The 26,737-nt window shown below is 36.5% G+C and carries 25 protein-coding genes; 10 read left to right on the top strand and 15 right to left on the bottom strand.

The features are described from left to right. Positions 1-104 precede the first annotated feature (104 nt). Positions 105-806, bottom strand: coding sequence for a DUF4294 domain-containing protein (locus RUH60_RS07610; protein WP_313807011.1), 702 nt, complete (start codon positions 804-806; stop codon positions 105-107). A gap of 85 nt (positions 807-891) precedes the next feature. Here RUH60_RS07610 and RUH60_RS07605 point away from each other — a divergent pair, with 85 nt between their 5' ends. Together RUH60_RS07605 and RUH60_RS07600 are read left to right on the top strand one after the other, a co-directional pair. After that, a complete protein-coding gene (locus RUH60_RS07605; protein WP_313807009.1) occupies positions 892-1,986 on the top strand; it encodes a M42 family metallopeptidase in 1,095 nt (364 codons plus the stop codon). 10 nt (positions 1,987-1,996) lie between these two features. Then, positions 1,997-2,425, top strand: coding sequence for a septal ring lytic transglycosylase RlpA family protein (locus tag RUH60_RS07600; protein WP_313807007.1), 429 nt, complete (start codon positions 1,997-1,999; stop codon positions 2,423-2,425). Between the two features lie 55 nt (positions 2,426-2,480). On the opposite strand, the gene RUH60_RS07595 is transcribed toward RUH60_RS07600, so the two are convergent. The 5 genes from RUH60_RS07595 to RUH60_RS07575 all read right to left on the bottom strand — a co-directional run bounded on the left by RUH60_RS07595 (position 2,481) and on the right by RUH60_RS07575 (position 6,413). Continuing rightward, positions 2,481-2,867 (bottom strand): ankyrin repeat domain-containing protein, encoded by a 387-nt coding sequence (locus RUH60_RS07595; protein WP_313807005.1) that lies wholly within the window; start codon positions 2,865-2,867, stop codon positions 2,481-2,483. 34 nt (positions 2,868-2,901) lie between these two features. Continuing rightward, the gene (locus RUH60_RS07590) at positions 2,902-3,381 is read right to left on the bottom strand and encodes a hypothetical protein (RefSeq protein WP_313807003.1); all 480 of its coding nucleotides are present in this window, start codon (positions 3,379-3,381) and stop codon (positions 2,902-2,904) included. Between the two features lie 268 nt (positions 3,382-3,649). Then, positions 3,650-4,597 carry a phosphoribosylaminoimidazolesuccinocarboxamide synthase gene (locus RUH60_RS07585; RefSeq protein ID WP_313807001.1) on the bottom strand — a complete coding sequence of 316 codons (948 nt, stop codon included), beginning with the start codon at positions 4,595-4,597 and terminating at the stop codon, positions 3,650-3,652. 122 nt (positions 4,598-4,719) lie between these two features. Next, positions 4,720-5,247 (bottom strand): outer membrane beta-barrel protein, encoded by a 528-nt coding sequence (locus tag RUH60_RS07580; protein ID WP_313806999.1) that lies wholly within the window; start codon positions 5,245-5,247, stop codon positions 4,720-4,722. Between the two features lie 215 nt (positions 5,248-5,462). Further along, entirely contained in the window at positions 5,463-6,413 is a 951-nt protein-coding gene (locus tag RUH60_RS07575; protein ID WP_313806997.1) for a PhoH family protein, read from the bottom strand. 96 nt (positions 6,414-6,509) lie between these two features. Here RUH60_RS07575 and RUH60_RS07570 point away from each other — a divergent pair, with 96 nt between their 5' ends. The 5 genes from RUH60_RS07570 to dnaN all read left to right on the top strand — a co-directional run bounded on the left by RUH60_RS07570 (position 6,510) and on the right by dnaN (position 11,425). Then, positions 6,510-7,358, top strand: coding sequence for an SAM-dependent chlorinase/fluorinase (locus RUH60_RS07570; protein WP_313807015.1), 849 nt, complete (start codon positions 6,510-6,512; stop codon positions 7,356-7,358). An 88-nt stretch (positions 7,359-7,446) separates the two neighbouring features. Next, entirely contained in the window at positions 7,447-7,743 is a 297-nt protein-coding gene (locus RUH60_RS07565) for a putative quinol monooxygenase (protein ID WP_237791105.1), read from the top strand. Between the two features lie 56 nt (positions 7,744-7,799). Continuing rightward, entirely contained in the window at positions 7,800-8,525 is a 726-nt protein-coding gene (gene gldF / locus RUH60_RS07560) for a gliding motility-associated ABC transporter permease subunit GldF (RefSeq protein ID WP_313806995.1), read from the top strand. Next, positions 8,525-10,210 carry a gliding motility-associated ABC transporter substrate-binding protein GldG gene (gldG, locus tag RUH60_RS07555; RefSeq protein ID WP_313807013.1) on the top strand — a complete coding sequence of 562 codons (1,686 nt, stop codon included), beginning with the start codon at positions 8,525-8,527 and terminating at the stop codon, positions 10,208-10,210. The genes gldF and gldG overlap by 1 nt, the downstream gene beginning before the upstream one ends. A gap of 96 nt (positions 10,211-10,306) precedes the next feature. Beyond that, on the top strand, positions 10,307-11,425 hold the full coding sequence (gene dnaN / locus RUH60_RS07550) for a DNA polymerase III subunit beta (protein WP_313806993.1): 1,119 nt from the start codon (positions 10,307-10,309) through the stop codon (positions 11,423-11,425). 149 nt (positions 11,426-11,574) lie between these two features. Here the strand turns inward: dnaN and RUH60_RS07545 are convergent, their stop codons facing one another. Further along, positions 11,575-12,402, bottom strand: coding sequence for a universal stress protein (locus tag RUH60_RS07545; protein ID WP_313806991.1), 828 nt, complete (start codon positions 12,400-12,402; stop codon positions 11,575-11,577). A 233-nt stretch (positions 12,403-12,635) separates the two neighbouring features. Between RUH60_RS07545 and mnmE the strand changes: the two genes are divergently transcribed. Next, positions 12,636-14,027, top strand: coding sequence for a tRNA uridine-5-carboxymethylaminomethyl(34) synthesis GTPase MnmE (gene mnmE, locus RUH60_RS07540; protein WP_313806989.1), 1,392 nt, complete (start codon positions 12,636-12,638; stop codon positions 14,025-14,027). 88 nt (positions 14,028-14,115) lie between these two features. Further along, complete coding sequence (locus RUH60_RS07535) at positions 14,116-14,430, top strand: hypothetical protein (RefSeq protein WP_313806987.1); 315 nt, start codon at positions 14,116-14,118, stop codon at positions 14,428-14,430. Positions 14,431-14,433: 3 nt separating this feature from the next. Here RUH60_RS07535 and RUH60_RS07530 read toward each other — a convergent pair whose 3' ends face one another. The 8 genes from RUH60_RS07530 to RUH60_RS07495 all read right to left on the bottom strand — a co-directional run bounded on the left by RUH60_RS07530 (position 14,434) and on the right by RUH60_RS07495 (position 25,902). Beyond that, the gene (locus RUH60_RS07530) at positions 14,434-14,988 is read right to left on the bottom strand and encodes a DUF6642 family protein (protein ID WP_313806985.1); all 555 of its coding nucleotides are present in this window, start codon (positions 14,986-14,988) and stop codon (positions 14,434-14,436) included. Between the two features lie 292 nt (positions 14,989-15,280). After that, the gene (locus RUH60_RS07525; protein WP_313806983.1) at positions 15,281-15,568 is read right to left on the bottom strand and encodes a GIY-YIG nuclease family protein; all 288 of its coding nucleotides are present in this window, start codon (positions 15,566-15,568) and stop codon (positions 15,281-15,283) included. A 562-nt stretch (positions 15,569-16,130) separates the two neighbouring features. Beyond that, a complete protein-coding gene (locus tag RUH60_RS07520; protein ID WP_313806981.1) occupies positions 16,131-18,278 on the bottom strand; it encodes a UvrD-helicase domain-containing protein in 2,148 nt (715 codons plus the stop codon). Between the two features lie 6 nt (positions 18,279-18,284). Next, positions 18,285-18,923 carry a ribonuclease H family protein gene (locus RUH60_RS07515; protein ID WP_313806979.1) on the bottom strand — a complete coding sequence of 213 codons (639 nt, stop codon included), beginning with the start codon at positions 18,921-18,923 and terminating at the stop codon, positions 18,285-18,287. A 23-nt stretch (positions 18,924-18,946) separates the two neighbouring features. Continuing rightward, a complete protein-coding gene (locus RUH60_RS07510; protein WP_313806977.1) occupies positions 18,947-21,160 on the bottom strand; it encodes an AAA family ATPase in 2,214 nt (737 codons plus the stop codon). 3 nt (positions 21,161-21,163) lie between these two features. After that, complete coding sequence (locus RUH60_RS07505; protein WP_313806975.1) at positions 21,164-24,187, bottom strand: Eco57I restriction-modification methylase domain-containing protein; 3,024 nt, start codon at positions 24,185-24,187, stop codon at positions 21,164-21,166. 344 nt (positions 24,188-24,531) lie between these two features. Further along, a complete protein-coding gene (locus RUH60_RS07500) occupies positions 24,532-25,281 on the bottom strand; it encodes a hypothetical protein (RefSeq protein WP_313806973.1) in 750 nt (249 codons plus the stop codon). Between the two features lie 366 nt (positions 25,282-25,647). After that, positions 25,648-25,902 carry a hypothetical protein gene (locus tag RUH60_RS07495; protein WP_313806971.1) on the bottom strand — a complete coding sequence of 85 codons (255 nt, stop codon included), beginning with the start codon at positions 25,900-25,902 and terminating at the stop codon, positions 25,648-25,650. A gap of 279 nt (positions 25,903-26,181) precedes the next feature. Between RUH60_RS07495 and RUH60_RS07490 the strand changes: the two genes are divergently transcribed. Continuing rightward, positions 26,182-26,736 carry a 2'-5' RNA ligase family protein gene (locus RUH60_RS07490; RefSeq protein WP_313806969.1) on the top strand — a complete coding sequence of 185 codons (555 nt, stop codon included), beginning with the start codon at positions 26,182-26,184 and terminating at the stop codon, positions 26,734-26,736. Position 26,737 lies beyond the last annotated feature (1 nt).

Here is a 26,737-nt window from a genome sequence, read left to right as displayed (position 1 = left end):
TCTCCTAGCCCCGATAGTAGTGAAAATCCCGCAGCAAAGCGGAGGAATTGAAACGGATAGCGGGAATTGCGACCACAAAATAGCCGGAACACTCGCTCCAAAAACTATTTACTTGCTTTTTCTTTAGCCAAACGCTCTTCTCTGGCTTTTTTGGATAAGTTGATTCGCTCTTTCCAAGTGGCTGATAGCTCTGCTAAGTCGATTGGCTTTGCTGGTTCCTGCTTCTGAAGTCTGTTCGCAGCGAAATATTTAATAAGAATAGATTCTATATAAAAATCTTCGATATCAGTGAAGGGCTCGTATTCGTCCTTCATATTTAAGTCGTATAACTTTGCTGCGTTGTTCGACCAAAAGGCTTTCCAACCACTTTTTAAATCTTTCACCAACGAAAAAGTAGTCTTACCGGTTTGACGGTTTATCAGCTTAATAAGAATCTGACCGTCTTTTCGGGAAAATTTCTTCAGTTTTGCGCCAAATTCATCTTCAAGATAATCCTCTACTATTTTAAAGTACTTCTTTTTTTCGCGTTCAGTCTTTAATTTAGCCATATTCGCGTTCAGAATAACCAAATTATCAGCTGTAAGTTTAGCATACGGGTATACTTTAAGTACTCTGCGCTCTAAAATTTTCAGCTTACGCATTTCTTCTTCGTAGGCTTTGTCTTTAGAAATGATAAGTTCATCCATTTCAGAAGTAAACACAATAGTAGTATCGCTTAAAGTTTCAACAGAATCTTTAACAATCTCTTGCGAACGGGCTGAAACCGAAAATAAACCGAAAACAAATAATAGGTATACTATTCTCATATTTACTAAAGAATTTAGTCAAATTTATACAAAAAATGCTGTGCAACTATAATACCAAATCGTTATTTTAGCAAAAAATAATTTTATGGCAGCAAAATCTATACTATCAAAATCATCACTTTTATTTCTTGAAAAATACTTAAATAACGCATCTCCAACAGGTTACGAAGAAAGCGGACAAAAACTATGGATGGATTATTTAAAACCTTACGTCGATACTTTTATAACCGATACCTACGGAACCGCAGTTGGCGTAATCAATCCCGAAGCCAAATATAAAGTAGTCATTGAAGGTCATGCAGACGAAATCTCTTGGTACGTAAACTATATTACGGACGACGGTTTAATCTACGTGATTAGAAATGGTGGTTCCGATCATATGATTGCACCTTCCAAAAGAGTAAATATTCATACGAAAAAAGGAATCGTTAAAGGGGTCTTCGGATGGCCGGCTATTCACACCAGAGGAAGAAGCGGTAAAGAAGAACCTGCGAAAATCGAAAACATTTTCATCGATTGCGGATGCTCAACCAAAGATGAAGTAGAAAAATTAGGCGTTCACGTGGGCTGTGTAATCACTTATCCGGATGAATTCATGATTTTAAACAAGGACAAATTCGTTTGTCGCGCCATTGATAATCGCATGGGCGGATTCATGATTGCCGAAGTAGCACGTTTATTAAAGGAGAACAAAAAGAAATTACCTTTCGGATTATATATTGTGAATTCGGTTCAGGAAGAAATCGGATTACGCGGTGCCGAAATGATTACCGAAACCATCAAACCAAACGTTGCCATTGTAACTGATGTTTGCCACGATACCACTACTCCGATGATTGATAAAAAAATCGAAGGTGATTTAAAAATGGGACGCGGACCGGTTATTGCTTACGCGCCGGCAGTTCAGAATAAATTAAGAGAATTAATTGTTGGTATAGCAGAAGAAAAGAAAATTCCGTTCCAGCGCCATGCGTCTTCAAGAGTTACAGGAACCGATACGGATGCTTTTGCTTACAGCAACGGAGGTGTTGCTTCGGCTTTGATTTCTTTACCGCTTCGTTATATGCATACCACAGTAGAAATGGTTCATCGAGATGATGTAGAAAATGTAATCAAACTGATTTACGAAAGTTTATTAAAAATCGAGAACAACGAAACGTTCTCTTATTTCAAAAAATAAAACCACTTTTATGCTCCAATTTCGAAATACATTCTTGGCTGTTGTTTCCGCTTTTGCAATTGTACTTACTTTAGACAGTTGTGGTTCATCGGGTTCAAAAATCCGAACGACTAAAACGTCTGACGACAGTAAGGACTTTAAACTATACAAAAGCAGTGGCATTGCTTCGTACTATCACGATAAATTCAATGGAAGAAAAACCGCCAGCGGAGAACGCTTTAGTAATTCTGAATACACGGCGGCACACAAAGAATTGAATTTTGGAACAAGAGTTAAAGTAACCAATATTGCCAACGATAAATCGGTAATTGTAAAAATCAACGATCGTGGTCCGTTTACTAAAGGGCGCGAAATTGATTTATCCAGAAAAGCGTTCATGGAAATTACCGACAACAAAAATCACGGTGAACTCAAGGTTCGTATTGAGATTTTGAAATAAAAAAACCGCGCATTTGCGCGGTTTTTCATTATAACTAACTGTCAAATAAAAATAACTACTTCTTTTTATACTGATTCAAAACCTCAATTACTTTTTCGGCTTTTCCTGCTTCAGCATGTTGTAAAGCGGTTTTATTGTTGTTGTCTTTGGCATTTAAATCTGCTCCGTTGTCTAATAAAATTTTAGCAATTTCAGCGTTATTGTAGCGTGCAGCAAACATTAAAGGGGTCATTCCGTTGTTTCTTTCGTTTACATTCGCACCGTATTCGATGAATTTCTTAACGGTTGTAACATCGCCTTTACTGATGGCCACACACAATGGCGTTGCATCGTAATTTACAATTTCAATTGCTTGTGAATTTGTTGTTTCTACATTGGAAGCCAAAGCCACATTTGTTGCAGCTACTAAAGCCAAACCTAATAAACTGATCGTTTTTTTCATGATTGATTGTTTTGATTTTTGATTAATGATTTATTTAATTGTTATTTTCTTCTAGTTTTCCATAATTCCTGATTAAAATTGGGTTTTCAATGATTTTACTGTCTTCAATAATGCGTTCTTCGGTTGATGGTGCATTATAAACAATGCTCTCAAAAACATAAGCTTCATCGGCAGACATTTTAACTGATTGAGCATCTGCTACTATAGCATTTTCAATAATTTGATTGTCTTCTGCTATGGTTTCTTCAATGGTTTTTTCATACGGATCCATCACAACCAGACTTTGTTCTTCAAGTGTGGTTCTGTTCCCTTTGTAAGTGTTTGATTTTTTAACTTCTTTTAAATGTATTTTAACTGTTTCAGTCTTTATACATACAGCTAAATCTTCGGATTGAGTTACACTAATCATTTCATTACGGAATGACTGCTGTGAATTAAGAGCTAGGGCAACATTTACAAATGCTACAACGAAAATCCCTAATAAGATGCCGGTTTTTTGATTGATTGATTTCATGATGATTGATTTTGATTTGCTCCTCGGTGTTCCAAACAATTTTGTTACGCCTCGAGTGATGATTGATTTACAGAATAGACGCTGGCAAATTCAAATCGTTACCTGAATTTCTTCATTATAACAAAAGTTTAACACATCTTTACTGATAATCGGTTTTTTTAAACATTTGGTCGATTATTTATAACTGTATCACAACTTCAAATCAACACCACAAAGAACAAAAAAACCACGCAAAGCGTGGTTAGTATAACTTTAAGATTGGATTATCTTATTTGTTTAAAAAAGCTAAGACGTTTTTCTCAATACGCTCGTTAATATTTGAAATATCCGCTTTTACAAATGATTCCCCTAAAATGTTCTCGAACAATTCGATGTAGCGTTCCGAAACGGTTGCGATGTATTCATCTGTCATTTCCGGAATCTGTTGACCTTCTTTTCCCTGAAAACCGTTTGCAATTAACCATTGACGTACAAACTCTTTTGATAATTGCTTTTGGGCTTCGTTGTTATCTTGTCTTTCCTGATAACCTTCAGCGTAGAAATAACGGGAAGAATCTGGCGTGTGAATTTCATCAATTAAAACGATTTTTCCGTCTTTGGTTTTACCGAATTCGTATTTAGTATCTACCAAAATCAAACCTCTTGAAGCGGCAATTTCAGTTCCTCTTTGAAACAAAGCTCTGGTATATTGCTCCAAAACGATGTAATCTTCTTCGGAAACAATTCCTTTAGCTAAAATATCTTCTCTTGAAATGTCTTCATCGTGTTCTCCATTACCCGCTTTGGTAGATGGCGTAATAATTGGTGTCGGGAATTTATCGTTTTCTTTTAATCCTTCCGGAAGTGCTACACCACACAACATTCTCTTTCCAGCAGCATACTCACGAGCCGCATGACCAGACAAATAGCCACGGATAACCATCTCCACTTTAAACGGAGTACATAAATGACCTACTGCTACGTTTGGATCCGGAGTTGCGATTAACCAGTTCGGCACAATATCTTCTGTCAATTGCATAAATTTAGTAGCAATCTGATTTAAGATTTGTCCTTTATAGGGAATTCCTTTTGGCATCACCACATCAAATGCAGAAAGGCGGTCTGTAGCCACCATTACCAAAAGTTCGTCGTTGATATTGTATACTTCTCTTACTTTACCGCGATAAACGGATTTTTGACCCGGAAAGTTGAAATTGGTCGTCGTAATTGTATTCATGTAGTTGTTGTGTTGTTGTTTAAAGGCGCAAATTTAACTTGTTTCTACATGTTAAACAACAAGATAAATAAAAAAGGAGAAAACTAATTTTCTCCTTTTTCGTCACATCATACTTATTCTACTTATTTAAATCGAATGTTGTAGGTTACCCCTAAACCAACACTCTGCAATTTAAAGTCATTATCGGTGTTGGAATGCTGGTAATAGCCGTAGATATTCCAATCGTGATTGTGGTAACCAATTTGCGGACTAAAATACAAACCACCTTGATTATCATCCACGTTGGTTAAAAATCCGTAACCTACGTCACCTCCAATAAATATTCCACTCGGTGTAAAATAGTAACGTAAATAGGCTGCTAACGGAATCATTCCGAAATCATCAAAATCGTCTTTCGCAAAATAATGATTATATCCAGAAGCGATACCCAATGCTAAATTTGGAGTCACCATATATTGCGCTCTTACATCCAATCCGGCATTAAATGATGCTACATCTTTCGCATCACCAACCGGTAAACCAGCTGTAAGACCCAATTTAAACCAGGAATTATCTGGTGTAGGTTCAATTTTTTGCATTTCAGTTTCCTGAGCGTTGATTGCTGTAACTGAAAACAATCCGATTCCTAATATTAAAAATAGCTTTTTCATAATATCCATTTTATAGGTTAACAATACAAAGTACTTACATCTTTATAAAAAACGGATTACAGTATTTTTTTAAATTATTACAGAATTTCCACCGAATAATTTTAAATAACTTGTTCAAACGAATTGTATTAAACTAAAAAAGCGAAAGAATATCATAATCATCCTTTCGCTTAAAAACTCATCTGCTTAGCTACTCAGTAACTTAGCAACTCTTTTTAATCGTGATTTTCAATGCTCTTATACGCATCGATGATTTTCTTAACCAAACGGTGGCGAACGATATCTTTATCATCCAAGTAAATAATTCCGATACCGTCTATGTCTTTCAAAACCAATAAAGCTTCTTTCAAACCGGAAATGGTTCTTCTAGGCAAATCAACCTGTCCCGGATCGCCGGTTACGATAAACTTCGCGTTTTTCCCCATACGGGTTAAGAACATTTTCATTTGTGAATGCGTCGTGTTTTGCGCCTCATCCAAAATTACGAAAGCGTTATCCAGTGTTCGTCCGCGCATAAAGGCCAACGGAGCAATCTGAATAATGCCTTTTAGAATATAGTCTTCAAGGGTTTGTGGCGGTAACATATCACGCAACGCATCATACAACGGCTGCATGTACGGATCCAGTTTTTCTTTCATATCACCCGGAAGAAATCCTAAGTTCTCCCCTGCTTCTACCGCCGGACGGGTTAAAATGATACGTTTTACTTGTTTTTCTTTCAAGGCTTTAACCGCCAAAGCTACACCTGTATAGGTTTTACCGGTTCCGGCTGGCCCTACGGCGAAAACCATGTCATTTTTTTGTACGTAATCAACTAATTTCTGTTGATTTGGTGTCATGGCTTTAATTAACTTTCCGCCAATTCCGTGTACTAAAATTTTATCGTGGTCAGGCATGCGTTGTTCGTCCTGACTGTTAGTTTGAACAATACGCTCAATCACATTGTCGTCAATGGAATTAAAGCGGGTAAAATGGGTCATGATTCGATTGAAGCGGACTTCAAATTCATCCAAAATTTCCTTCTCTCCGTAAGCTTTTACCAAGGTGCCACGGGCTACGATTTTTAACTTTGGGTATAATTTTTTAATTAGTTCAAGATGAGCATCTTGTGCACCCCAAAAATCTTTTGGAGTAATGTCTGTAAGTTCAATGGTTCTTTCGTTCAAAAGCAACAAGGATTTAATTAAAAAATAAGTTAGCTTTGCATATCTCAAATCTAATAAATTTTAGAAAACCTTTCTGTAATAGTTATAAACAAAATGATGTCAATAATTACGTTAACTACCGATTTTGGCTTGAAAGACCACTTTGTGGGAGCCCTAAAAGGCAAGATTATTACAGAACATCCTCAGGCTCAAATAATTGATATTTCACACGATATTGATTTGTTTAATATTTCCGAAGCCAGTTATGTGGTTAATGCCGCTTACAACAGCTTTCCAAAAGGTTCGGTTCACTTAATTGGTGTCGATTCCGAACGTACTTTAGAGAACAAACACATCGCTTTACAATGGAACGATCACTTTTTTATTTGTGCTGATAACGGAATTTTGAGCATACTGACCCAGAAAATCGTTCCGCAGCAAATCGTGGAAATCAATATTCATGATAGATTACCAGAGGGTTCTTCCGATATGGATGTTTTCGTAAAAGTGGCATGTCATTTGGCAAAAGGCGGTACTTTAAGTGTTATCGGTAAAGAAATTACACAAATCAAACCGATGAGTGAATTACAGCCGAGTATCTCGCAAGACGCTTCTTCTATTAAAGGATATGTGGTATATATCGATCACTTCGGAAATTGTGTCACCAATATTTCTAAAAAACTGTTCGAACAAACTGGCAAAGGGCGAAACTTTGAAATCAAATTTGGCTCATCAGCACAACGTTTTAAAGAAATTATCATCCGAAAAATTCATAAAAATTATTCTGATTTTAATATTCCCGACAAGTTTTCATTAAAGGATTATGAAGGTGAACGTTTAGCCTTGTTCAATGAAGCAGGGCAATTAGAAATCGCTATCTATAAAAGTAATCCTTCAACAGTTGGAGCGGCAACTTCTTTATTAGGATTACGTTACCATGATTTAATAACGATTCAGTTTTTATAAATCGGGAAGATAAAAGAAATAAATTAAACAACACGATTAGCTAATTGCCGACAGCTAAGAGCTAATTGCTAAATAATAAAAAAACAGTATGTTTGTACGCATTGTAAAACTGAGTTTTCACCAGGAAAATATACCGGCCTTTCTCGAAAATTTCGAACAGATGAAAGAGAAAATACGAAATGCACCCGGAAACCGTTTTTTAGAATTGTATCAGGACAAAAACAATCCGTGTATTTTTTTCACGTATAGTTACTGGGAAACCGAGCAGGATTTGGAAAACTACCGTAATTCGGAACTGTTTTACGATGTTTGGACGTTCACTAAAAAACTGTTCAATGATAAGCCGGAAGCCTGGAGCGTGGATAAATTGGCTACTTTAGAGTAATAAAAAATAAAATTAATTAATGAGGATAAGATTGCTTCGTTCCTCGCAATGACAATATGAAAGCATTATTATTAAGAGAAATCAAATCGTTTTTCGGTTCGCCGATTGGGTATTTGGTTATCGCTATTTTTCTTTTGCTCAACGGGCTTTTCCTTTGGGTTTTTGAAGGAGAATTCAATATTTTAAAATCCGGATTTGCTGATTTGAGTCCGTTTTTCACATTAGCTCCGTGGATTTTAATTTTCCTGATTCCTGCCGTAACCATGCGCAGTTTTTCGGATGAGAAAAAACAGGGAACCATCGAATTAATGCTGACCAAACCCTTAAGCACTTGGGAAATTGTAAACGGTAAATTTTTAGGCGCTTTCCTTTTAATTGTTATTGCGATTATTCCAACTTTTATTTATGTTTTCGTAATCTCAGATTTAGGCAATCCTGCAGGAAATCTAGACATGGGAAGTACGATGGGCTCTTATTTCGGGCTTTTGTTCCTAATTGCGGCGTATTCAGCTATCGGAATTTTCACTTCTACCCTTTCGGATAATCAGATTGTGGCGTTTATCATCGCAGTATTTTTGTGTTTCGTTTTCTATTACGGATTCGAAGGCATGGCCAGTTTCATGGGAAGTTTTGGTGATTTATTTGCCAGCTTCGGTTTTGAATCTCACTTTAAAAGTATGAGTCGCGGTGTAATCGATACTCGTGATATTGTATATTTCGCCAGCGTTACCATTGCTTTTTTAGCAGGAACGGTTTATCAACTTAAATCTTTAAAATGGTAATGAAAGACGCTAAAAAACAAGCCCTGAAACAATTAGGTATTTTAATCGTTGGGTTGATTGCCTTGAACATCTTCGGAAATTACTTTTTCAAGCGTTTCGACTTAACGGCCGATAAACGCTATACCCTTTCCGAAACTTCGTTAGAACTTATCAAACAAGTTGATGCGCCATTGTATATCGATGTTTATCTGGAAGGTCAATTTCCGGGAGAATTCAAACGATTACAAAGCGAAACCCGTCAGACTTTAGAGGAATTCAAAGCCTACAATTCCAACATCGTCTTCCAGTTTGTCAATCCGTTAGAAAAAGAAGAAGAGCGCGATGCTAACATGAAAATGTTATACCAACGCGGTTTAACTCCAATCAGCATTACGGTTGACGACAAAGGAAAACAATCGCAGGAAATGGTTTTTCCGTGGGCAGTTGCAACCTATAACGAAAAAGTAACCAAAGTTCAGTTGTTGAAAAACATGATGGGCGCTACTACCGAAGAAAAAGTAGTGAGTTCTGTTCAGCATTTGGAATACGCTTTTGCTGATGCTTTCAACAAAATCATCAAAGAGAAGCAGAAGAAAATTGCCGTAATCAAAGGCATTGGCGAATTGCACGATTTACAGATTGCTGATTTCTTAAAGTCGGTTCGCGAAAGTTACTATATCGGTCCGTTCACCATGGATTCGGTAAAAGTAAACCCGACCGGTTCCTTGGAAGCGCTGAAAAAATACGACATGGCCATTATCGCCAAACCATCCAAACGCTTCACAGATGAAGAAAAAGAAGTCTTAGACCAATTCATCATCAACGGCGGAAAAACCCTTTGGTTGGTAGATAATGTGCAAGCCGAAATGGATAGTTTATATAACGAAACCGGTTCTATTTTCGCCTATCCGAAGGATTTGAATTTATCGGATATGTTCTTCAAATATGGTGTTCGAATCAATCCGTTATTGGCAAAAGACGAACAGGCAACGCCAATTAAATTAGCCACCGGAGAACCGGGAAGCCAAACGCAGTATGAACAATATTTCTGGAAATATGCGCCGTTTGTGTATCCGCAGTCGCAACATCCGATTGTTAAGAATATCGAAGGAGTAAAATTTGAATTCGCTAACCCGATTGAATTGCTGAAAAACGACATCAAGAAAACCGTTTTACTGGAAACTTCGCAATATTCAAAAGCCGTTGGAACTCCGGTTCAGGTAAGTTTGGACATGGTAACCGAAGAAACCGGGCCGAAAGATTATCCTGATGGCGGTCGTTTGCCGTTATCGGTATTATTGGAAGGAAAATTCCATTCGATGTACGAAAACCGAGTGTTACCATTCAAAGACAACAACTACAAAACGGTTGGAAAAGAAACCAAGATGATAATCATTTCCGATGGTGATGTGGTAAAAAACCAATTGGATCAAGCGTTTCAGCCCTTAGAATTGGGTTATGACAAATGGACGAATAATCTTTTCGGCAACAAAGAATTCATGCTTAACTGTGTGAACTACCTTTTAGACGACAACGGACTTATCAACATCCGAAGCAAAGACGTTGATTTACCGATATTGGACAAAGAAAAAGTATACGAGAATTATACCTTTACGCAAATCCTAACTGTCGGGTTACCAATTGTTGTGCTGGCAATTTTCGGTTTTGTGTTTACGTTCTTAAGAAAGCGTAAATATGCCCGCTAGTTGTTAATAAAATTGTTTTTGACATTAATTAGATTAAAATATATTTGCGAAATGTAAAATTTAAAACGAATTTTACAATCCTTAAAAAAGAAGAAGATGAAGTTTATAGTATCCAGTTCGTATTTGTTAAAACAATTGCAAGTATTAGGCAGCGTGATTAACAGCAGCAACACCTTGCCTATTTTGGATAATTTCCTATTCGAATTAGATAACAATCAGTTGAAAGTTTCGGCTTCCGATTTAGAGACAACCATGTCTTCTACTTTAGAAATCGATTCAACCAGCCAAGGAAGTGTGGCGGTTCCGGCAAAATTATTGTTGGAAATCCTTAAAACGTTCCCTGAGCAGCCTTTAACTTTTACAGTTGAAGACAACAACACGATTGAAATCAGTTCTAACTCAGGAAAATATGCTTTAGCTTACGCTCCAGGCGAAGAATTCCCGAAAGCTGTAGTTTTAGACGAACCATCTTCAACTTTAGTTCCTGCCGAAGTATTGGCAACAGCGATCAGCAAAACCATCTTCGCTGCCGGAAATGATGATTTACGTCCGGTAATGTCTGGAGTTTTCTTCCAGTTCTCTACGGAAGGTTTGATTTTCGTGGCTACTGATGCGCACAAACTGGTAAAATACGCCAGAACCGATGTAAAAGCATCTCAAGCTTCAGATTTCATCATGCCTAAAAAACCTTTGAACATTTTAAAAGGAATTTTAGCTACTTCGGATGCGGAAGTTAAAATTGAATACAACGATTCGAACGCGACGTTCTCTTTCGATAATTATACTTTAACTTGTCGTTTAATTGACGGTAAATACCCTAATTACGAAGCAGTTATCCCGAAAGAAAATCCAAATAAATTATTGATGGACAGAACCCAGTTTTTAAGTTCTGTACGTCGTGTGGCGATTTTCGCAAACAAAACCACACACCAAATTCGTTTGAAAATTGCTGGAGCGGAATTGAACATTTCTGCAGAAGACATCGATTACTCAAACAAAGCCGAAGAGCGTTTAACCTGTGATTACCAAGGTGATGATATGCAAATTGGTTTCAACTCGCGTTTCTTAACGGAGATGTTGACCAACTTACAATCGGACGAAATTCAATTGGAAATGTCGTTACCAAACCGCGCCGGAATCCTTACGCCTGTTGACGGATTAGACGAAGGCGAAACGGTTACCATGTTGGTAATGCCGGTGATGTTGAATAACTAGTAAATCAGTATTCAGTTTTCAGTTTTCAGTTTGCACTGCCTACTACTATCTGAACACTGTTAACTAACAAAAAGCTATAACCAACCCTTTATACCAAAAAACCGCAGTACCTAACGGACTGCGGTTTTTTACTTTTATAGTAATAGCAATTAATGGAATGCTAAAATCGGTTTTTCACTGTGGTAAGACAACTTCTGTGTTAAGCTGTGTGTAAACAATTCTTCAAAGAAATTACGTTTGTGAGTTACCATCGCCAAAACATCAATGTTCTGATGTTCTACGAAATCATAAATGGTTTCTTTGACATCATCGTGTGGTACAAGGAAAAACTCAACTGGTTCATCTTTAAAATCCGATTTCCAGAATGTCATACCTTCATCGCTTACATCAAAACCGTGGGTTTTCACCGTTAAACATTTTACATCGGCGTGAAACTTTTTGGCAATGTTAACTACTTTTTTCAAGGCTTCTCTATCCGCATCGTCAAATTTAGTGGTAAACCCGAAATGCTGTAATCGGGTATATTTGGCACCATTCGGCACACTCAATAGAGTTACGGGAATATTTACGATAGCATTACCGGTATTCGAACCTAAGAACATTTCCTGTAGTCCTGTAGCGCCATTGGTTCCCATTACAATCATATCAATCAATTCATCGTGACAGATTTCTTTCATCGTACGGATCAAATCACCATGACGCAACACGTGACTCATTTTGACGCTTCCCAATTGATGCTTATCTGCAATTTCCCGTAAAAAAGGAATCTGATCTTTGAAATTCTCAAAATTATTCAACTCAATGGAATCGTAAATTTCAGAAACCACAAACGGAATTTCACCATACGAAACACTGGGCAAATCGTACACATGTAAAACAACAACTTCAGCATCGATGCATTTTGCCATTTCCAAAGCATACACAAAAGCATTGTTAGCGGTTTCGGAAAAATCGGTGGGAAAAAGTATCTTTTTCATGGTACAATAGTTTAAGATTCTTACATAAAGTTACTAAAAATGAGACAGATAATTTCTGATAATTGTCAGTTTTACAATTATTTAACCATTTTTAGTACTCAGTATTTAGTATTCAGTGTTCAGTAATTAGTGTTTAGTATTTACATTTGTTTCCCTTTTCCCTTCTCACTTTTCCCTTCTCACATAAAACAAAAACTTCGTACCTTTGCCACTCAGTAACTCAGTCACTTTAAATGATTCCAAACGATACTATTGTTGCTTTAGCTACACCTTCCGGAGCGGGTGCTATTGCCGTAATCCGAATTTCGGGTAAAGAAGCTGTTGCTATTGCGGCTTCAGTATTTCAATCCATCTCGGATAAAGACATTACCAAGCAACGCACGCATACGCTTCATTTAGGACATATAGTAGATGAAGGCAAAGTATTCGATCAGGTTTTACTATCGCTATTCAAAGGAACGAATTCGTATACTGGTGAAAATACGGTAGAAATCTCTTGTCACGGCTCTACTTATATTCAACAGCAAATCATTCAGTTGTTTCTTCGTAAAGGCTGCAGAATGGCTCAGGCAGGTGAATTCACCTTACGTTCTTTTTTAAACGGTAAAATGGATTTATCGCAAGCCGAAGCCGTAGCCGATTTAATCGCTTCCGACAACGAAGCCAGTCATCAGATAGCGATGCAGCAAATGCGTGGCGGATTCAGCAACGAAATAGCTAAGTTAAGAGAAGAATTGCTCAACTTCGCTTCCTTAATCGAATTGGAATTAGACTTTGCCGAAGAAGATGTAGAGTTTGCAGACCGAACCGCCTTTCATGAATTGGTAAACCGTATCGAGTTCGTTTTAAAACGCTTAATTGATTCCTTTGCCGTTGGAAATGTTATCAAAAACGGGATTCCGGTAGCAATTGTAGGCGAACCGAATGTTGGAAAATCAACTTTACTGAATGCTTTATTAAACGAAGAACGCGCCATTGTTTCCGATATTGCCGGAACCACTCGTGATACTATTGAAGACGAATTGGTTATCAACGGTATCGGTTTTAGATTCATTGATACTGCCGGTATTCGTGAAACACAAGACCATGTAGAAAGCATCGGTATCAAAAAAACCTTTGAAAAGATTGAACAGGCTCAGGTAGTTTTGTTCCTAGTTGACAGTTCTCAACAGAAAACCTACAGTATTGAAGCGCTTAAAATGGAAATTGAGCAAATCAAGAACCAATATCCTTTAAAAACCTTGTTGGTACTGTTCAATAAAAAAGACTTGTTAAGTGCCGAATTCATCAAAGCGATTGAATCTGAAATCGACAAAAGTTTGTTCATTTCCGCCAAAAACAAAGAAGGAATCGAGGAACTTAAAAACGCCTTACTTTCTTTTGTAAACACAGGAGCTCTACGTAATAATGAAACCATTGTAACCAACACGCGTCATTACGATTCTTTATTAAAAGCACTAGAAGAAATTCAGAAAGTAAAATGGGGCTTGCAAAACAATTTATCTTCAGACTTAATGGCGATAGATATTCGTCAGGCGTTGTTTTTCTTTGGGGAGATAACAGGGCAAGTGACGAATGATGAGTTGTTAGGGAATATTTTTGCGAATTTCTGTATCGGGAAGTAACCAAAAAACGTAAAGTACTCATTTTCAAAATTATACGTATCTTTATAATCTATTTCTTATTGTGGTTAACAACTTAAAAAGTAGGATTATGAAAGCAAAAAGTTTTAAAATGGTATTGCTTGTGCTATTATCGATAATCTGTTTACCGGTTTACCCAAGTACTACTAACGACACGATTCCGGCAACCGCTGGCACAACAATCGAAGCGGAAAGAGCCCAACAGTTAATCAATCGTTTGGAAGAAATTAAAAGCATCGACCGTAGCACTTTAACCCGTGTCGAGAAGCGCGAACTCCGCAAAGAAGTCAAGTCTATTAACAAACAGCTTAAAGGCTCGAATGGCGTTTACCTTTCGGTGGGAGCTATTATCATTATTATTTTATTGCTGATTTTATTGTTGTAACCCTCAATAATACAACCGAAATCCCAACGAAGTCGCCAAGTTATACTGCTTGTCGAACAACGCCTCAGTCAGTTCGATTACATCGTCATGTTCTTCGCTCAGAGAGAAATAAAGATTATCAAGTACGGTACTCAAAATCGGTACATGGTTAGTATAGCCTGATAAGGCTTTGGCTCCTGTTACATCGAGAAAATACTGAAAGGTTTCTTCCTCTAAGTCTAATGACAGCGTATTAGCAAAGTGTACGATCTTCCCTTTGAGCTTTCCTTCAAAAAACTCAGCAATTTCTTCAAAACTGTAGTAGTAGTTATCTATTTTGAGTTCGTTGCTTCTGCCCTCAAAAACCAAATAGAGTATTTGGTAGTCTTTAAAATGGCGGTCTTCGTATAGCAATGTACTGATGCTCTCCTCAAACTCCTCGATGCTTTCGCAGGTTTTGTAGATGTTGGTAATGCCATACTGGCTCGCTAGGGTTTCCAGTGCCGGGAGGATTGCGCTGCGGTGCAGGGCGCTTTCGGTGGCGACGGATTCTAGGCAGTAGAGGTAGTGGTTTGGCATTGGTTTTTTTTTTACAAATGTAGTGAATATAGTACAACGCCTGTCATTGCGAGCGTTACTACCAATTAACGCACCGTCATTGCGAGCGGAGTGAAACGGAGCGCGGCAACCTGTTGAGCAAACGCTAATTACAAATCAAAAGATTGCTTCGTCGTGCCTCCTCGCAATGACAAATCAATCAATGCACCGTCATTGCTAGCGCAACGAAGTGGAGCGTGGCAATCTGTTGAGCAAACACCGCTTATAAATCAAAAGATTGCTTCGTCGTGCCTCCTCGCAATGACGGCAGCAATCACAACTCAAAAAACAAATCCCGCCACTCAACATTAGCCTCATTAATCAAAGCAACTTTTTTCGCCCTAGACCCCGCCTTAAGCTGCTTCTCCCGAGCAATAGCATCTTCAATCTTATCAAGCTTTTCAAAATATACAAGCTTATCCAAATTATACCGTGCAGAAAATGAATTACTGTATTGTTTATCCTTATGCTGCCTAATCCTCTCAATCAAATTAGAAGTAACTCCAACATACAATACCGTATTATTCTTATTTGTAATTATGTAAACAAATCCTTCTTTCATGGCTTATAATTATTAATGGTCATTGCGTCATTGCGAGCGTAACGAAGTGAAGCGCGGCAATCTGTTGAGCAAACACCGTACATCAATCAATGCGTCGTCATTGCGAACGGAGTGAAACGAAGCGCGGCAATCTGTTGAGCAAACACCACATACAATCAAAAGATTGCTTCGTCGTGCCTCCTCGCAATGACAAATCAACCCACCGTCATTGCGAGCGAAGTGAAACGAAGCGCGGCAATCTGTTGAGCTAACTCCGTACTTCAATCAATCAACCCACCCGTCATTGCGAGCGAAACGAAGTGGAGCGCGGCAATCTGTTGAGCAAACGCTGTGCTTCAATCAACGTACCGTCATTACAAGCGATGCAAAGCAATCCTTTTCTTTTGTCTTGAAACAAAAGAAACAAAAATTCAAGACTGCGAATCCTCCACCTAAAAATACAAAGCGCTTCCTAAAATATCCGAACTCGCTTCGCTCAAACAGCGGATATTTCTTAACGGAATCGCTTTGCATTTTCTTAACGGCTGCGTGTTCGAGGTCGCGGGTGCTTTGATTGATAATTTTACACACTTTTTTTATGTCCGCATTTTCTACAAAATACATCATCATCTTTCATTGGCGCCTGGCATTTTACACACTCATTATCTCTATAATTACTTTTTGATATTTTTTTACTCTTAGTGATATATTCTTCTGGGATTTCATTTAAAAAGCTAGACTCATTTCCTCTTTCTGTAACAAGGTATAGTTTATCTTTTGCACGAGTGATTGCAACGTAAAACAACCTTCTTTCCTCTTCTAAAAGTAAGTTGTAATCAGCAGTTTTAACAATTTGAAATAACCTGTCCTCTAACCATACGTCAGGAAAACCTCCCTTACCTTCTGTTAAGCCAATTATGAATACCACTTTTGCTTCTAAACCTTTTGAAGCATGTATAGTTTTACCATTAACAAAAAACTTATGTTGTTTAAATTCTTCGCGATAATTATAAAACATTTTACTCCTTCTGTACAGAAATAATATATCATCTTTAGCATAGCCGTCTTCTAATAACTCTTGCACCTTTTCTATACAAAATCGAATATTCTCTTGCTCATCACTTCCTTTTTGAACAATAATTTTTTGTTGCGTATCTTTAGTAGCAGCAATCTCTTTATCGATTCTATGCTTATTATATTTAATAACTTCGTTACTTGCGGCTACAATATTTTTCTCACTACGGTAATTTTGATTCAATTTAATAACCTGAGCGTTTAAAAAATACTTTTCAAAATTGATAATATATTCGACATTAGAACCTCTAAATCCATAGATACTTTGCCAATCGTCTCCTACACAAAACAGTTGAGTTTCTGGCTTAACAATTAATCGAATTAGCTCTACTTGTAAATTATTTACATCTTGAAACTCGTCTACTAAAATGTATTGGAATCTATCTTGATAACGTTGCCTTACATCTATATGATTTGTAAATAATGAAGCTGTTTTAGATATTAAATCATTAAAATCCAAATACGATTTGTTAGTGCAATACTCTTTGTAATCATTAATAATTGGAATCGCCAATTCATAGAATATCCTTATCCGTTCATGTTTATCTTTTGAAGCTCTTTCGATTACATCTTCAATCGCAATATTTTCGACCTTAATCATATCGCAAATACGAATGATTTGAATTACAAAATCTTTTACTTCTTCAAAGTATCCTTTAAATTCTTCTAAGAAGCTAAGTTTTTTGTTTTGATGAAAATTATATGGCAATCTACTTTTAACAATTTGATCTAGTGTATGATTGAATACAGCAGAATCTTGAGTATCCTTTTCAAATGTTTTAGCATATAGAATCTTCCCTTTAGCAAATTGTTTTTCCTTATCCTCCATCGGATAACTCATGTCGCTAACATGTTCTAAATACAAGTTCGCATCAGGAATATAAAAATCAGGATGAAAATAAAAGTCTTTAATATTAAGTAAAGGCTCATATTCAAATGTAATACTGTGGCGATACAACCAGTCAGCAATATATTGCTCTGATTTAGATTTAACCTTAGTACCGTTTAAAGTCGTATAAAACTTGCCATCTGTTACCTTTGGATTTTGATATTCTGTTGGTATATGAATTTTATCTACCAGATAATCTAAAATATATCGTTTTACCTTGATTAGAAATTCGTTGTCGTTGCATTTTTCAATAAACAGTTTATGAAACACATCAAAAATAGTTTCATCAGCAATTCGATTTGAAAGTTCATCCGAATCACTGGCTTTCGCATCTCCAATAATTTTAAACTTATTATCAAACTCCTTAACACCGTCTGCACGAAGTACACCGTAGCAAAAACTATGAAACGTACGGACTGTTAAACCTTCAATCCATTTGTATTTTCGTTGCCAGTTACGGCGTTCAAAGTCCTTTTCCATTTTGGTTAAGACCTTACTGAAAATAATTCGTTCATACATACCTGTAGTGTCGGCCGAAACAATTAAACGATCAATCATTTCGTTAGTAGCATTTTTAGTAAAAGTAATCGCTAAAATGTTAGAAGGATGAACTTTCTTCTCCTCTATTAAATAGATAATTTTCTGCAACAAAGTTTTTGTTTTACCAGAACCTGCTCCAGCCAAAACCAAAAGGCGTTTAGCATCACTAACTACCGCCTCTTGTTGTCTGTCGTTTAAACCCTCTAGTATTGAATTATCTCTTGACATAGTATTTTATTTTCTACCAAAATCAGCAGGGTTTTCTCCCCAGGCTTTGGTTTCCCATTTTAATATTTCGTTTTCAAACGTATTAGTATTTAACCATTTATCTGCTCTTTCCAACATGTCAAATAATTTCACGTTTTTCTCACTTCTCGGATGATTGGTTCTAAATTGTAAATCACGAATCCAACTCAAAGCAGTTTTACTATCAGAGTAAATAGGTACTTTCCAATGCCACTGTTTACATAATGCCAGTGCATGAACTATGGCTAAAAATTCTACCATATTAATGGTTCCGTCTTCTAAAGGACCAATATGAAATAATACCTCACCCGTTTTAATATAAACCCCTTGATATTCTACTAATCCTGTTGTATTGTCCCATGCGCCATCAACAGCAATGGCATCTTCGTAGGGGTCACCAATTAATAGTAGCTCATCTCTTGATAATTGACTAACAACCTTTTTATCTTTACCAATATAATCCTCACTTGAACTGTGAAATGCCTTTTCAGCCAGTTCTTTGGTCTCAAAAGACTTATAAACAGCACCTTCAAAACCATTAGTTTGTGCTTTACAATCGTCCCAAGTAGTAAAAACACCTGTTTCTCGACCTTTCCAGACTACGTAAAATTTTGGTTTTTTAGCCATTGATAAATACTAATATTTTCTTTTTAAGAAATTATTTCACCTTCACCCATCATCATTATATAATGTCCTTTATTATGCGTGTATTCAAATATCTCTTTGAATACCTTTAAATATTTTTCGATTGTATCATCGGGAGCTTCAATATACAAATCATCTGGTAGTGTGTGTGAACCTTCATTTACCCAACTTAATAATGACCTACAAATATCTTTTTCTTCTGCTGTATCAAACTTATTTATTAAAAAATCGTCTCTTTTGTTACCTAAAATACTAAAATAGTTTTCCAAAATTCTACGCATTGTATTTTGAATGGTAATTCCTGAATTTCTATCCCATTCTTTAATTTCTCTCCACAATAAATCATACGATGATTGTATAGGATTGTTGTTGCCATAAAACTGAACACTTGTTACTTTGTTTCTTTTTCTTAAAATCCAAAACAAAGCTCTTTCACCAGCTCCTCTGTTTATACCTTCAAAAGATACTTCTTTATGAAAATAAACATTGTGTGTTAAAAGAATAATTTGTTTAATATTCCCAGTATCTGATTTAATATTTTTTATTATTTCTTTAATTAAAGTACTGACTACAAATAATACGTTGCTATCTAAACTTGAAATAGGGTCATCAATTACTAAAATTCTTTCATCATTTACATTTTCTTCTGTACTGCCTCCTTTTGCTAATTGCAAATAATATAAAAAAGTAATAAACGTTATTTCTCCTTCACTCAAAGTATTTTCCGCTAATTCACCATTTTCTCTTTGAATTTGATAAAATCCTTCCTCAGAAGCTGGGACGATATTAAAATTTAAAAAACCATAGGACACTAATAATCTATTAATTTCATCAATAGTTGGCTGAATGCTAGTTACCGTTTTGCTTAATTCAGTTACTTCTGACTTTAAAACACTGTAAGCCGAACGTTTAGTAGTAAGTTGTGATTCTAGGTTTGAAATACCAGAGTTTTTTCCTGAAATTGTCGTATTATATGTGGTAATTGGAGTTTTGTATTCTTCCACTAAAAACTTCCAGACTTCATTTATCAATTTTGTTTTTTCTGTTCTGAAATTTAAAACTATTGCGTTGTGTTTGCCAATATCAGTATTTGCAACACTTATTAATCCCTGAATTAGCTCTAATTGTTCTTCTAAATTAGCAAGTTCAAAGCTTCTACTTGGTTCTTTTGCTTTACTATTAATAATTTCAAAATTAGCTGTATTTTGGCTAATCAATGTTTTTAAATAAGCCGAAAAAACTTCATTATTTAATTTAGAATTAGGAATTGATTTTTGATTTTCTTCAATAATATACAGCTCATTTATTAGATTTTCTAATAAATGATTGTATTCTTGTTTCAGCGTTTTTAATCTGTTTAAATCGGCTACATAAGCTTCATCAAAATAATTTTCTAACTGGATTTTGAAATCCTCTGTAATTGTTTTTTCTTGACAAAATGGACAAGTATTGTCTTCTTGTATATAATCTCTACCTTGGTTTACCCAATCGTTGATGTTTAGTTTCTGAATTAATTTTGCAATATCTACATCTGCTTTACCAACAATAATTTTTTTCCAAATAGGATCATTAATAACTTCTTTAATTCGATCGAAATTTATTTTAGGTATTTCAGAAATTTCAACAGGAACCTCCCCAAAAATAGTTTTAGCACTTTCTTTCAAATCATCAAAAGCTCTTAGTGTTGCTGTATTTTCAGTAAACTCCAATAATATTTTATCTCTAAATGCGTCTTTGCGTTTTAGTTTATCAAAAGCTTCGTTAAAAACCACTTCATATTTTTTATAAACATCAGACCAAGCACTTTCACGAAAATCTTCTTCTGCTTTAATTTTACCCTCTTTTAATTTATCTAGTGTAGTTTTAAAGCCTTCACCTTCTTTTTTAATTTGTTTTAATTGTTCTGTTTTACTTTCAATTATTGCAACTTGTTCTGTAGATGCTTGACCTAAAGTAAAAACACCGCTTAATTTACCATTACCAAAATTTAGTTCTCTAAATTGTTTATTATACACCAAGGTTTTTAATGATTGTACATTCTTCCAATTTACTAAACAACCTGAAAACTTATCTTCAACTGGATTGTTTAAAAAATTAGAAATGGTAGTTTTACCACAACCATTTGCTCCATAAATAAAATTTATTTTCTTCAAACCGTTGATTTGAATTCCAATATCATCGTAGGAAGCAACTTTTTTAATTTCGATTTGTTCAAGCATAATTTAACTATTTTCCACAATCTTTATCTCCTCCTCCGTCAACCCATACAACTCATAAACCATCCCATCAATCTCCTTATCCGTAGCATCAATCTGGGTTTTTAAAGCAAGTGCTTTTTGCTGTTCGCTAATAAAATAATCTTCCCATTCGGCTTCTTGGGCTAAGGAAAGTTTTATTTTCTTTTTTGCTAATTCTTTTATAAACTCGGCATAGGATAATAAATACCAATCCTGTAGTTTTTTATTTAAATCTTCTAACTCAAATTTGCGTTGGAGGGTGCGTTGGAATTTTTGAGAGGTTTCTTGTAATTCTTTGTTCAAGGTTAACATAGAATCTGCTTTTTCAACAAAAGGTTTTTGGTCTAAAAGTGATGTCTTTTTTATTGGTAATGGATCGATGTAAATAATCTTAACTTGGGCAAAAACTTTACCTCCTTCATTTATCTGAGATTCATATAAAAACCTCATCAATCGACTATTTAATAATGAAACAATAAATTTTAAGTTATACTTGTTATTGATAAGCAGGCCATTATGTATTGTATCTAAAGTAAAGTATTGCTCATTATCAATCATACAAATTGGAAATGCTCCAGTTTGTCTTAATAAGATTTTCTCTTCAACCTCAAAAATTTCTCTTTTTCTAGGTCTATGTAATTCCTTAATATCATAAATTAGATATTGTTCACTTGAATTTAATGAATATCTGTTGAAATCCGAACCAGTTAAAACTTTTACAGTATTTTCAGTTTTATTTAATGAAAGGTATTTACTGTTACCTCCAGTTATTATTCCTTGATTAAAATTTATTATTTCTTTTAACGATTCTGAATTTTTACTAATCTTCTTAATAAATTTATCATTAACTGAAATCAACATTGATAAATCTTCGTTTGATAAAATTTCGGATACTTTAAAGCTATCAATTTCATACAATTGTCTTTCAAACGACTTTATGTTTGAAATCTGCTTAAACTCGTATTTCTCCTTTACTACTTTTTCAAGTATTAATATAATTGAATCTACAGCTGCATCCTGGAATACTAAAACACCTTTAAAATCAATTAATTCTATAATACAAGAATTTTCTAAAATATATTTTCTAGCTTCTTTATAATATTGATTTTTTAGAATTGTATACGGTGTAATAAAGCCAAGTATACCATTAGTCTTTAGAATATTTATTCCTTGCTCATAAAAAACAGGATATAAATTTATTCTTCCAAATGCAGATTGATATTTTTTTTCTAAATATAATTTATCAATTTCATTTATATATTCAGTTGGGACATAAGGCGGATTCCCAATCACCACATCAAACCCACCTTTGGCAAACACTTTTGGGAAGGCTTCTTGCCAGTTAAAGGCTTTATCGCCGGCTACTTCAGGGTCGTCTATTAGCGAGTTACCGCATTTAATATTGTTGTTTAGGCTGTTTAGCTTTCGGTTGCGTTGTGCAGTGCGTAACCATAAAGAAAGTTTGGCAATTTCTACACTTTCCTCGTTTAAATCTACACCGTACAGGTTGTTTTCTAAAATACTGCCTTCTACATCGCTCAATACCAAGGCATCGCCAAATAATTTGGCTTGCAGTTCGTCTACATAACGGTGTTCGGCAATTAAAAACTCTAAGGCTTGGTTTAAAAACGCACCACTTCCACAGGCTGGGTCTACAATGGTTAGTTCTAATAACCATTTGCGGTAGGTTTCCAGTTTGCCTAATAAGTCCTTTTTGGTTTTCTGTTGTATGCGTTTGTCGGTGGTGTACTGGGTTTCGTCTAACTGTAAGTCGATTTTCTTTTCGGTACACAGTTTACCAATAGTATTGTCAACTATATATTTGGTAATGTATTTCGGGGTGTAAAAAACACCGTCCTTCTTACGCTTGGTTTTGGTTTTTTCGGTTACCGTGCCTTCAATCTCGTTAGCTATTTCGTCTATCTCGTTCAAAGAGTTTTCAAAAATATGCCCTAAGATATTTACGTCCACTTCACTTTCAAAATCGTACTCACTCAGTTTTCGGGTATGTTTAAAAAGTAAGTCGTCGTCAATTTTTATACTGTCTAACAGTTCATCGGTCTGAAACAAACCACCATTATAGGCATAAATATCATACTGCGCGGTTACAATTTCGTTGGTATGTTTTCCAAAAGCAGGTAACGATACTCTGGCACCAGTATTCAAATCATCGAAATACATTTTATAGCGGTCGTATAACGAAACGGGTACACGGGCTTCTTTCAGTTTCTGCCATTCCAAGTTAATAGAAAAGATTAAGTTGGTAGGCAATAACAATCGGTCTTCGGCAAAGAAAATAAACAAAAAGCGGTCTAATAATTTTTGCGTTTTCTTAAAAAGCTCCAGTTTGTTGTGCTCAGGGTTTAAGGCTACAATGTTGTTAAACAACTCTTTTCTAAAAGCAGAATAGTCTTTATATAAATTCTTGGTAATCTTGTCTTCGTTCGATACACTTTCGGCTTTCAGCTTTCCGGGTAAATCGTTCTTAATGCTGTCAAATGCCAAACACAACCATAGGGTAGCAAACTCATCCATGGTAAGCGTAAACAAATTAAATTCTACAAACTCAGTAGCATCGTCGATATAAAAGCGAAGTTTTTCAAAATTGGAGATAATCACATAACGGCAATCGCGTTGGTTGGTTTTATAACCAAAGGCTTGGGCTTCGATTTTGCCTAAGTCGGTAGTATCGGTTCCTTTCAACTCGATAACTGCCATTACTTTATCGTCTATGATAATGGCACCGTCTGCTTTCTTGCTATTGGTCAGGTTTTTTAACTCGGTTGTTAAATTAAAATTCACATCGGGATTAATGGTATAGCCCAAAACCTGTACAAACAATTCGCGTAAAAAACCTTCCTGATATTGTTCTTCCTTACTCGAACGGATATTAGTTTGTTTACTCGCATCGTGAAAGATAGAAGTGAATAGTTGCCATTGCGCATCTAAAGCAGTTTGAGGTATAGCTTGGCGGTATTTTTTAAGTACCGTATTCTGAAATAACGACATGATTTTACTCTTGAATCAATTTCTCCAAACTTAACCATAATAAAACACTTACACAATCACTAAATTTAGTGATATTGTAAAAATCAGAAGATTGCCGCGTCGTCCCTCCTCGCAATGACAACACAAATCACCACCGTCATTGCGAGCGAAACAAAGTGGAGCGCGGCAATCTGTTGAGCAAACACAGTAGTCAATTGAAAAGATTGCTTCGTCGTTCCTCCTCGCAATGACAACAAAACCCCATGCCAAAAGCACAGGGTCTGTCATTGCCAGCCGTCATTGCGAGCGAAACAAAGTGGAGCGCGGCAAACTGTTGAGCCAACGCAGTAGTTCAATAAACCAACCTACACAATCTCCAAAATATTCAACACATTATACTCCTCATTCTTCAGCGAATACTGCACCGCATTCACTTCCTGATAAAACGACAGCATCAGTAAAAAGAACTGCTGCCCCGTTCCCGTCGGTACACTCGTGGGCGTTAGCGTGATGTTGTTAAGCGTCATGTTCAGTGGCAAATTCACCACGTTCGAATACGCCACACTCGATTCCTCCGTTTCAAAATCCAGTGCCAACACCGCACCCTGAAAACTTACGTGGGTAGCCCCTTGCGGAAACAGAATTTGTTCAGCCGGTAATACATCTGCTAAAGTAATCACCCCGGTTGCCGTGTCCAGTTCAAAAGGCGCATACAACACACTGCCCAATTCCGCACGACCGTTAAAGTCAAAACCGCGTAAGGCTTGCTTCCCTTCCGGTGTGGCAATTCCATTCGCCACATTGCGTTGTCCCCTTGCCGAAGTCGTATCATAACGCTTCACCACAGACATCACTTTTAGCATACGGCTGCTCAAACGGCTGTCTTTCGCCTTAAATACCATCGTCCCTAAAGCGTTACGCAGTATTTTACCGCTGTGCCCGCTGGTGCCAAACTCGTTGTTGTTCTCACGGGTACGCACAAAATTCGGATCGTTGGCAATGCGGTTTTTGTCAATCCCCCCTTTTTTGCGCACATAATATTCCCCTTCGTGCTTGTAGAACGTTAAATCTTCTACCGTTCCTTCAATCTTGATAATTCCTTTAGACTTTGCCATACTGTTAAAAATTTAATGGTTAATAAATTGTTCATACCAAAGTCAAAACAAAGCCCGCGCCAAAAAACCGTGCCATAGCCGAAACTGCCGCTTTTTACCGAACAAAACCAAAAAGTACCCTTTCAAGTCAAAATTTCCGAAACAAAACTTTTTCCTACAAAATTGGCACGATGTTTGAAAATCAAATTTGAAAGAAAAGTCATAAAAAAGTAATCCGAAGTTACTCCGAACCAAAGCCGTACTAAAGCCGTACCAAAGCCGTACCAAAGCCGAGTAAAGCCGAACAACAATTTGAAGCGCAAAAACCGATGTAATAACACTGAACAAACAACCCTTAAACAAAATCATTCAATCATTAATCTTAAATCAGAATAAACCATGCAAAGAATCTGTATCTACCCCAAAGACATCCAACAAATCACCGGAAAAAGCGAACGTCAGTGCCGCAACATCATCGCCACCATCAAAAAACAAAACAACAAAGCCAAACACCAACCCGTCACCATCTACGAATTCTGCCACTACATGGGCCTCAACCCCGACACCCTCAACATCAAACTCAAGTAGCCCCGTCATTGCGAGCGCAACGAAGTGAAGCGCGGCAATCTGTTGAGCAAACACCGTATTAAATTGAAAAGATTGCTTCGTCGTACCTCCTCGCAATGACCAATCAACTCACCACCATAGCGAGCGTCACTATGCCAGCAAACACGATATACCAATCAACGCACCGTCATTGCGAGCGTAACAAAGTGAAGCGCGGCAACCTGTTGAGCAAAAACCGCTTTTAAATCAAAAGATTACCACGTCGTCCCTCCTCGCAACAAAAACAAAAACACAAAACACTAAAAATCAACAAATTAAATCCTTATCTTTGTAAATCCCTCAAAAAGAAAGGCAATGCAAAACCGCTACTCCATAGCCATTTCTCCCCCCGAAGAAATCATCCTTTGGGTCAAATACCTTAAGGAAGAACTCAACAAAGAAGTAGGCTGGTTTAACAGCAAAAACGCACGTGCCCACATTACCATCAACGAGTTTGAAACCTCAGAGTTGCGACTGGAAAACATCAAAAAGCAACTTACGTACATCTGCAACGGTTTCGAACCCATCACGGTACACATGAATAGTTATGGCTGCTACCAGAACGGTGCTTTTTACATCGCTCCAGACGCCTGTTCCAAGTCCGGTTTGAAAGCCATCATGAACCACCTCAACAACTCCCTTTATATCTCCGATAAAAAAACAAGCAACGACCCGCACATGTCTATTGCACGCCGCTTATCTCCGGAAGCTCTTTGCAAAGCCCAGGAGATTTTCAATACAGTCGATATGCATTTTACCTGCGACAATGTGGTCATCCGTCAGTTCAATCCGGGTATCAAACAATTTGAAATCATCGACCGTTTCAGATTTAACAACAAACCGCTTTACAGTCAGGGCAGATTGTTTTAAC

Source organism: Flavobacterium sp., from assembly GCF_032153895.1.
GTDB lineage: Bacteria > Bacteroidota > Bacteroidia > Flavobacteriales > Flavobacteriaceae > Flavobacterium.
This window is presented reverse-complemented; position numbering and strand designations above follow the sequence as displayed.

Excerpts from the sequence above, each read along its gene's own strand:
- RUH60_RS07610 (WP_313807011.1), bottom strand. The coding sequence starts at position 806 with ATGAGAATAGTATACCTATTATTTGTTTTCGGTTTATTTTCGGTTTCA.
- RUH60_RS07605 (WP_313807009.1), top strand. The coding sequence starts at position 892 with ATGGCAGCAAAATCTATACTATCAAAATCATCACTTTTATTTCTTGAA.
- RUH60_RS07600 (WP_313807007.1), top strand. The coding sequence starts at position 1,997 with ATGCTCCAATTTCGAAATACATTCTTGGCTGTTGTTTCCGCTTTTGCA.
- RUH60_RS07595 (WP_313807005.1), bottom strand. The coding sequence starts at position 2,867 with ATGAAAAAAACGATCAGTTTATTAGGTTTGGCTTTAGTAGCTGCAACA.
- RUH60_RS07590 (WP_313807003.1), bottom strand. The coding sequence starts at position 3,381 with ATGAAATCAATCAATCAAAAAACCGGCATCTTATTAGGGATTTTCGTT.
- RUH60_RS07585 (WP_313807001.1), bottom strand. The coding sequence starts at position 4,597 with ATGAATACAATTACGACGACCAATTTCAACTTTCCGGGTCAAAAATCC.
- RUH60_RS07580 (WP_313806999.1), bottom strand. The coding sequence starts at position 5,247 with ATGAAAAAGCTATTTTTAATATTAGGAATCGGATTGTTTTCAGTTACA.
- RUH60_RS07570 (WP_313807015.1), top strand. The coding sequence starts at position 6,510 with ATGTCAATAATTACGTTAACTACCGATTTTGGCTTGAAAGACCACTTT.
- RUH60_RS07565 (WP_237791105.1), top strand. The coding sequence starts at position 7,447 with ATGTTTGTACGCATTGTAAAACTGAGTTTTCACCAGGAAAATATACCG.
- gldF (WP_313806995.1), top strand. The coding sequence starts at position 7,800 with ATGAAAGCATTATTATTAAGAGAAATCAAATCGTTTTTCGGTTCGCCG.
- gldG (WP_313807013.1), top strand. The coding sequence starts at position 8,525 with ATGAAAGACGCTAAAAAACAAGCCCTGAAACAATTAGGTATTTTAATC.
- dnaN (WP_313806993.1), top strand. The coding sequence starts at position 10,307 with ATGAAGTTTATAGTATCCAGTTCGTATTTGTTAAAACAATTGCAAGTA.
- RUH60_RS07545 (WP_313806991.1), bottom strand. The coding sequence starts at position 12,402 with ATGAAAAAGATACTTTTTCCCACCGATTTTTCCGAAACCGCTAACAAT.
- mnmE (WP_313806989.1), top strand. The coding sequence starts at position 12,636 with ATGATTCCAAACGATACTATTGTTGCTTTAGCTACACCTTCCGGAGCG.
- RUH60_RS07535 (WP_313806987.1), top strand. The coding sequence starts at position 14,116 with ATGAAAGCAAAAAGTTTTAAAATGGTATTGCTTGTGCTATTATCGATA.
- RUH60_RS07530 (WP_313806985.1), bottom strand. The coding sequence starts at position 14,988 with ATGCCAAACCACTACCTCTACTGCCTAGAATCCGTCGCCACCGAAAGC.
- RUH60_RS07525 (WP_313806983.1), bottom strand. The coding sequence starts at position 15,568 with ATGAAAGAAGGATTTGTTTACATAATTACAAATAAGAATAATACGGTA.
- RUH60_RS07520 (WP_313806981.1), bottom strand. The coding sequence starts at position 18,278 with ATGTCAAGAGATAATTCAATACTAGAGGGTTTAAACGACAGACAACAA.
- RUH60_RS07515 (WP_313806979.1), bottom strand. The coding sequence starts at position 18,923 with ATGGCTAAAAAACCAAAATTTTACGTAGTCTGGAAAGGTCGAGAAACA.
- RUH60_RS07510 (WP_313806977.1), bottom strand. The coding sequence starts at position 21,160 with ATGCTTGAACAAATCGAAATTAAAAAAGTTGCTTCCTACGATGATATT.
- RUH60_RS07505 (WP_313806975.1), bottom strand. The coding sequence starts at position 24,187 with ATGTCGTTATTTCAGAATACGGTACTTAAAAAATACCGCCAAGCTATA.
- RUH60_RS07500 (WP_313806973.1), bottom strand. The coding sequence starts at position 25,281 with ATGGCAAAGTCTAAAGGAATTATCAAGATTGAAGGAACGGTAGAAGAT.
- RUH60_RS07490 (WP_313806969.1), top strand. The coding sequence starts at position 26,182 with ATGCAAAACCGCTACTCCATAGCCATTTCTCCCCCCGAAGAAATCATC.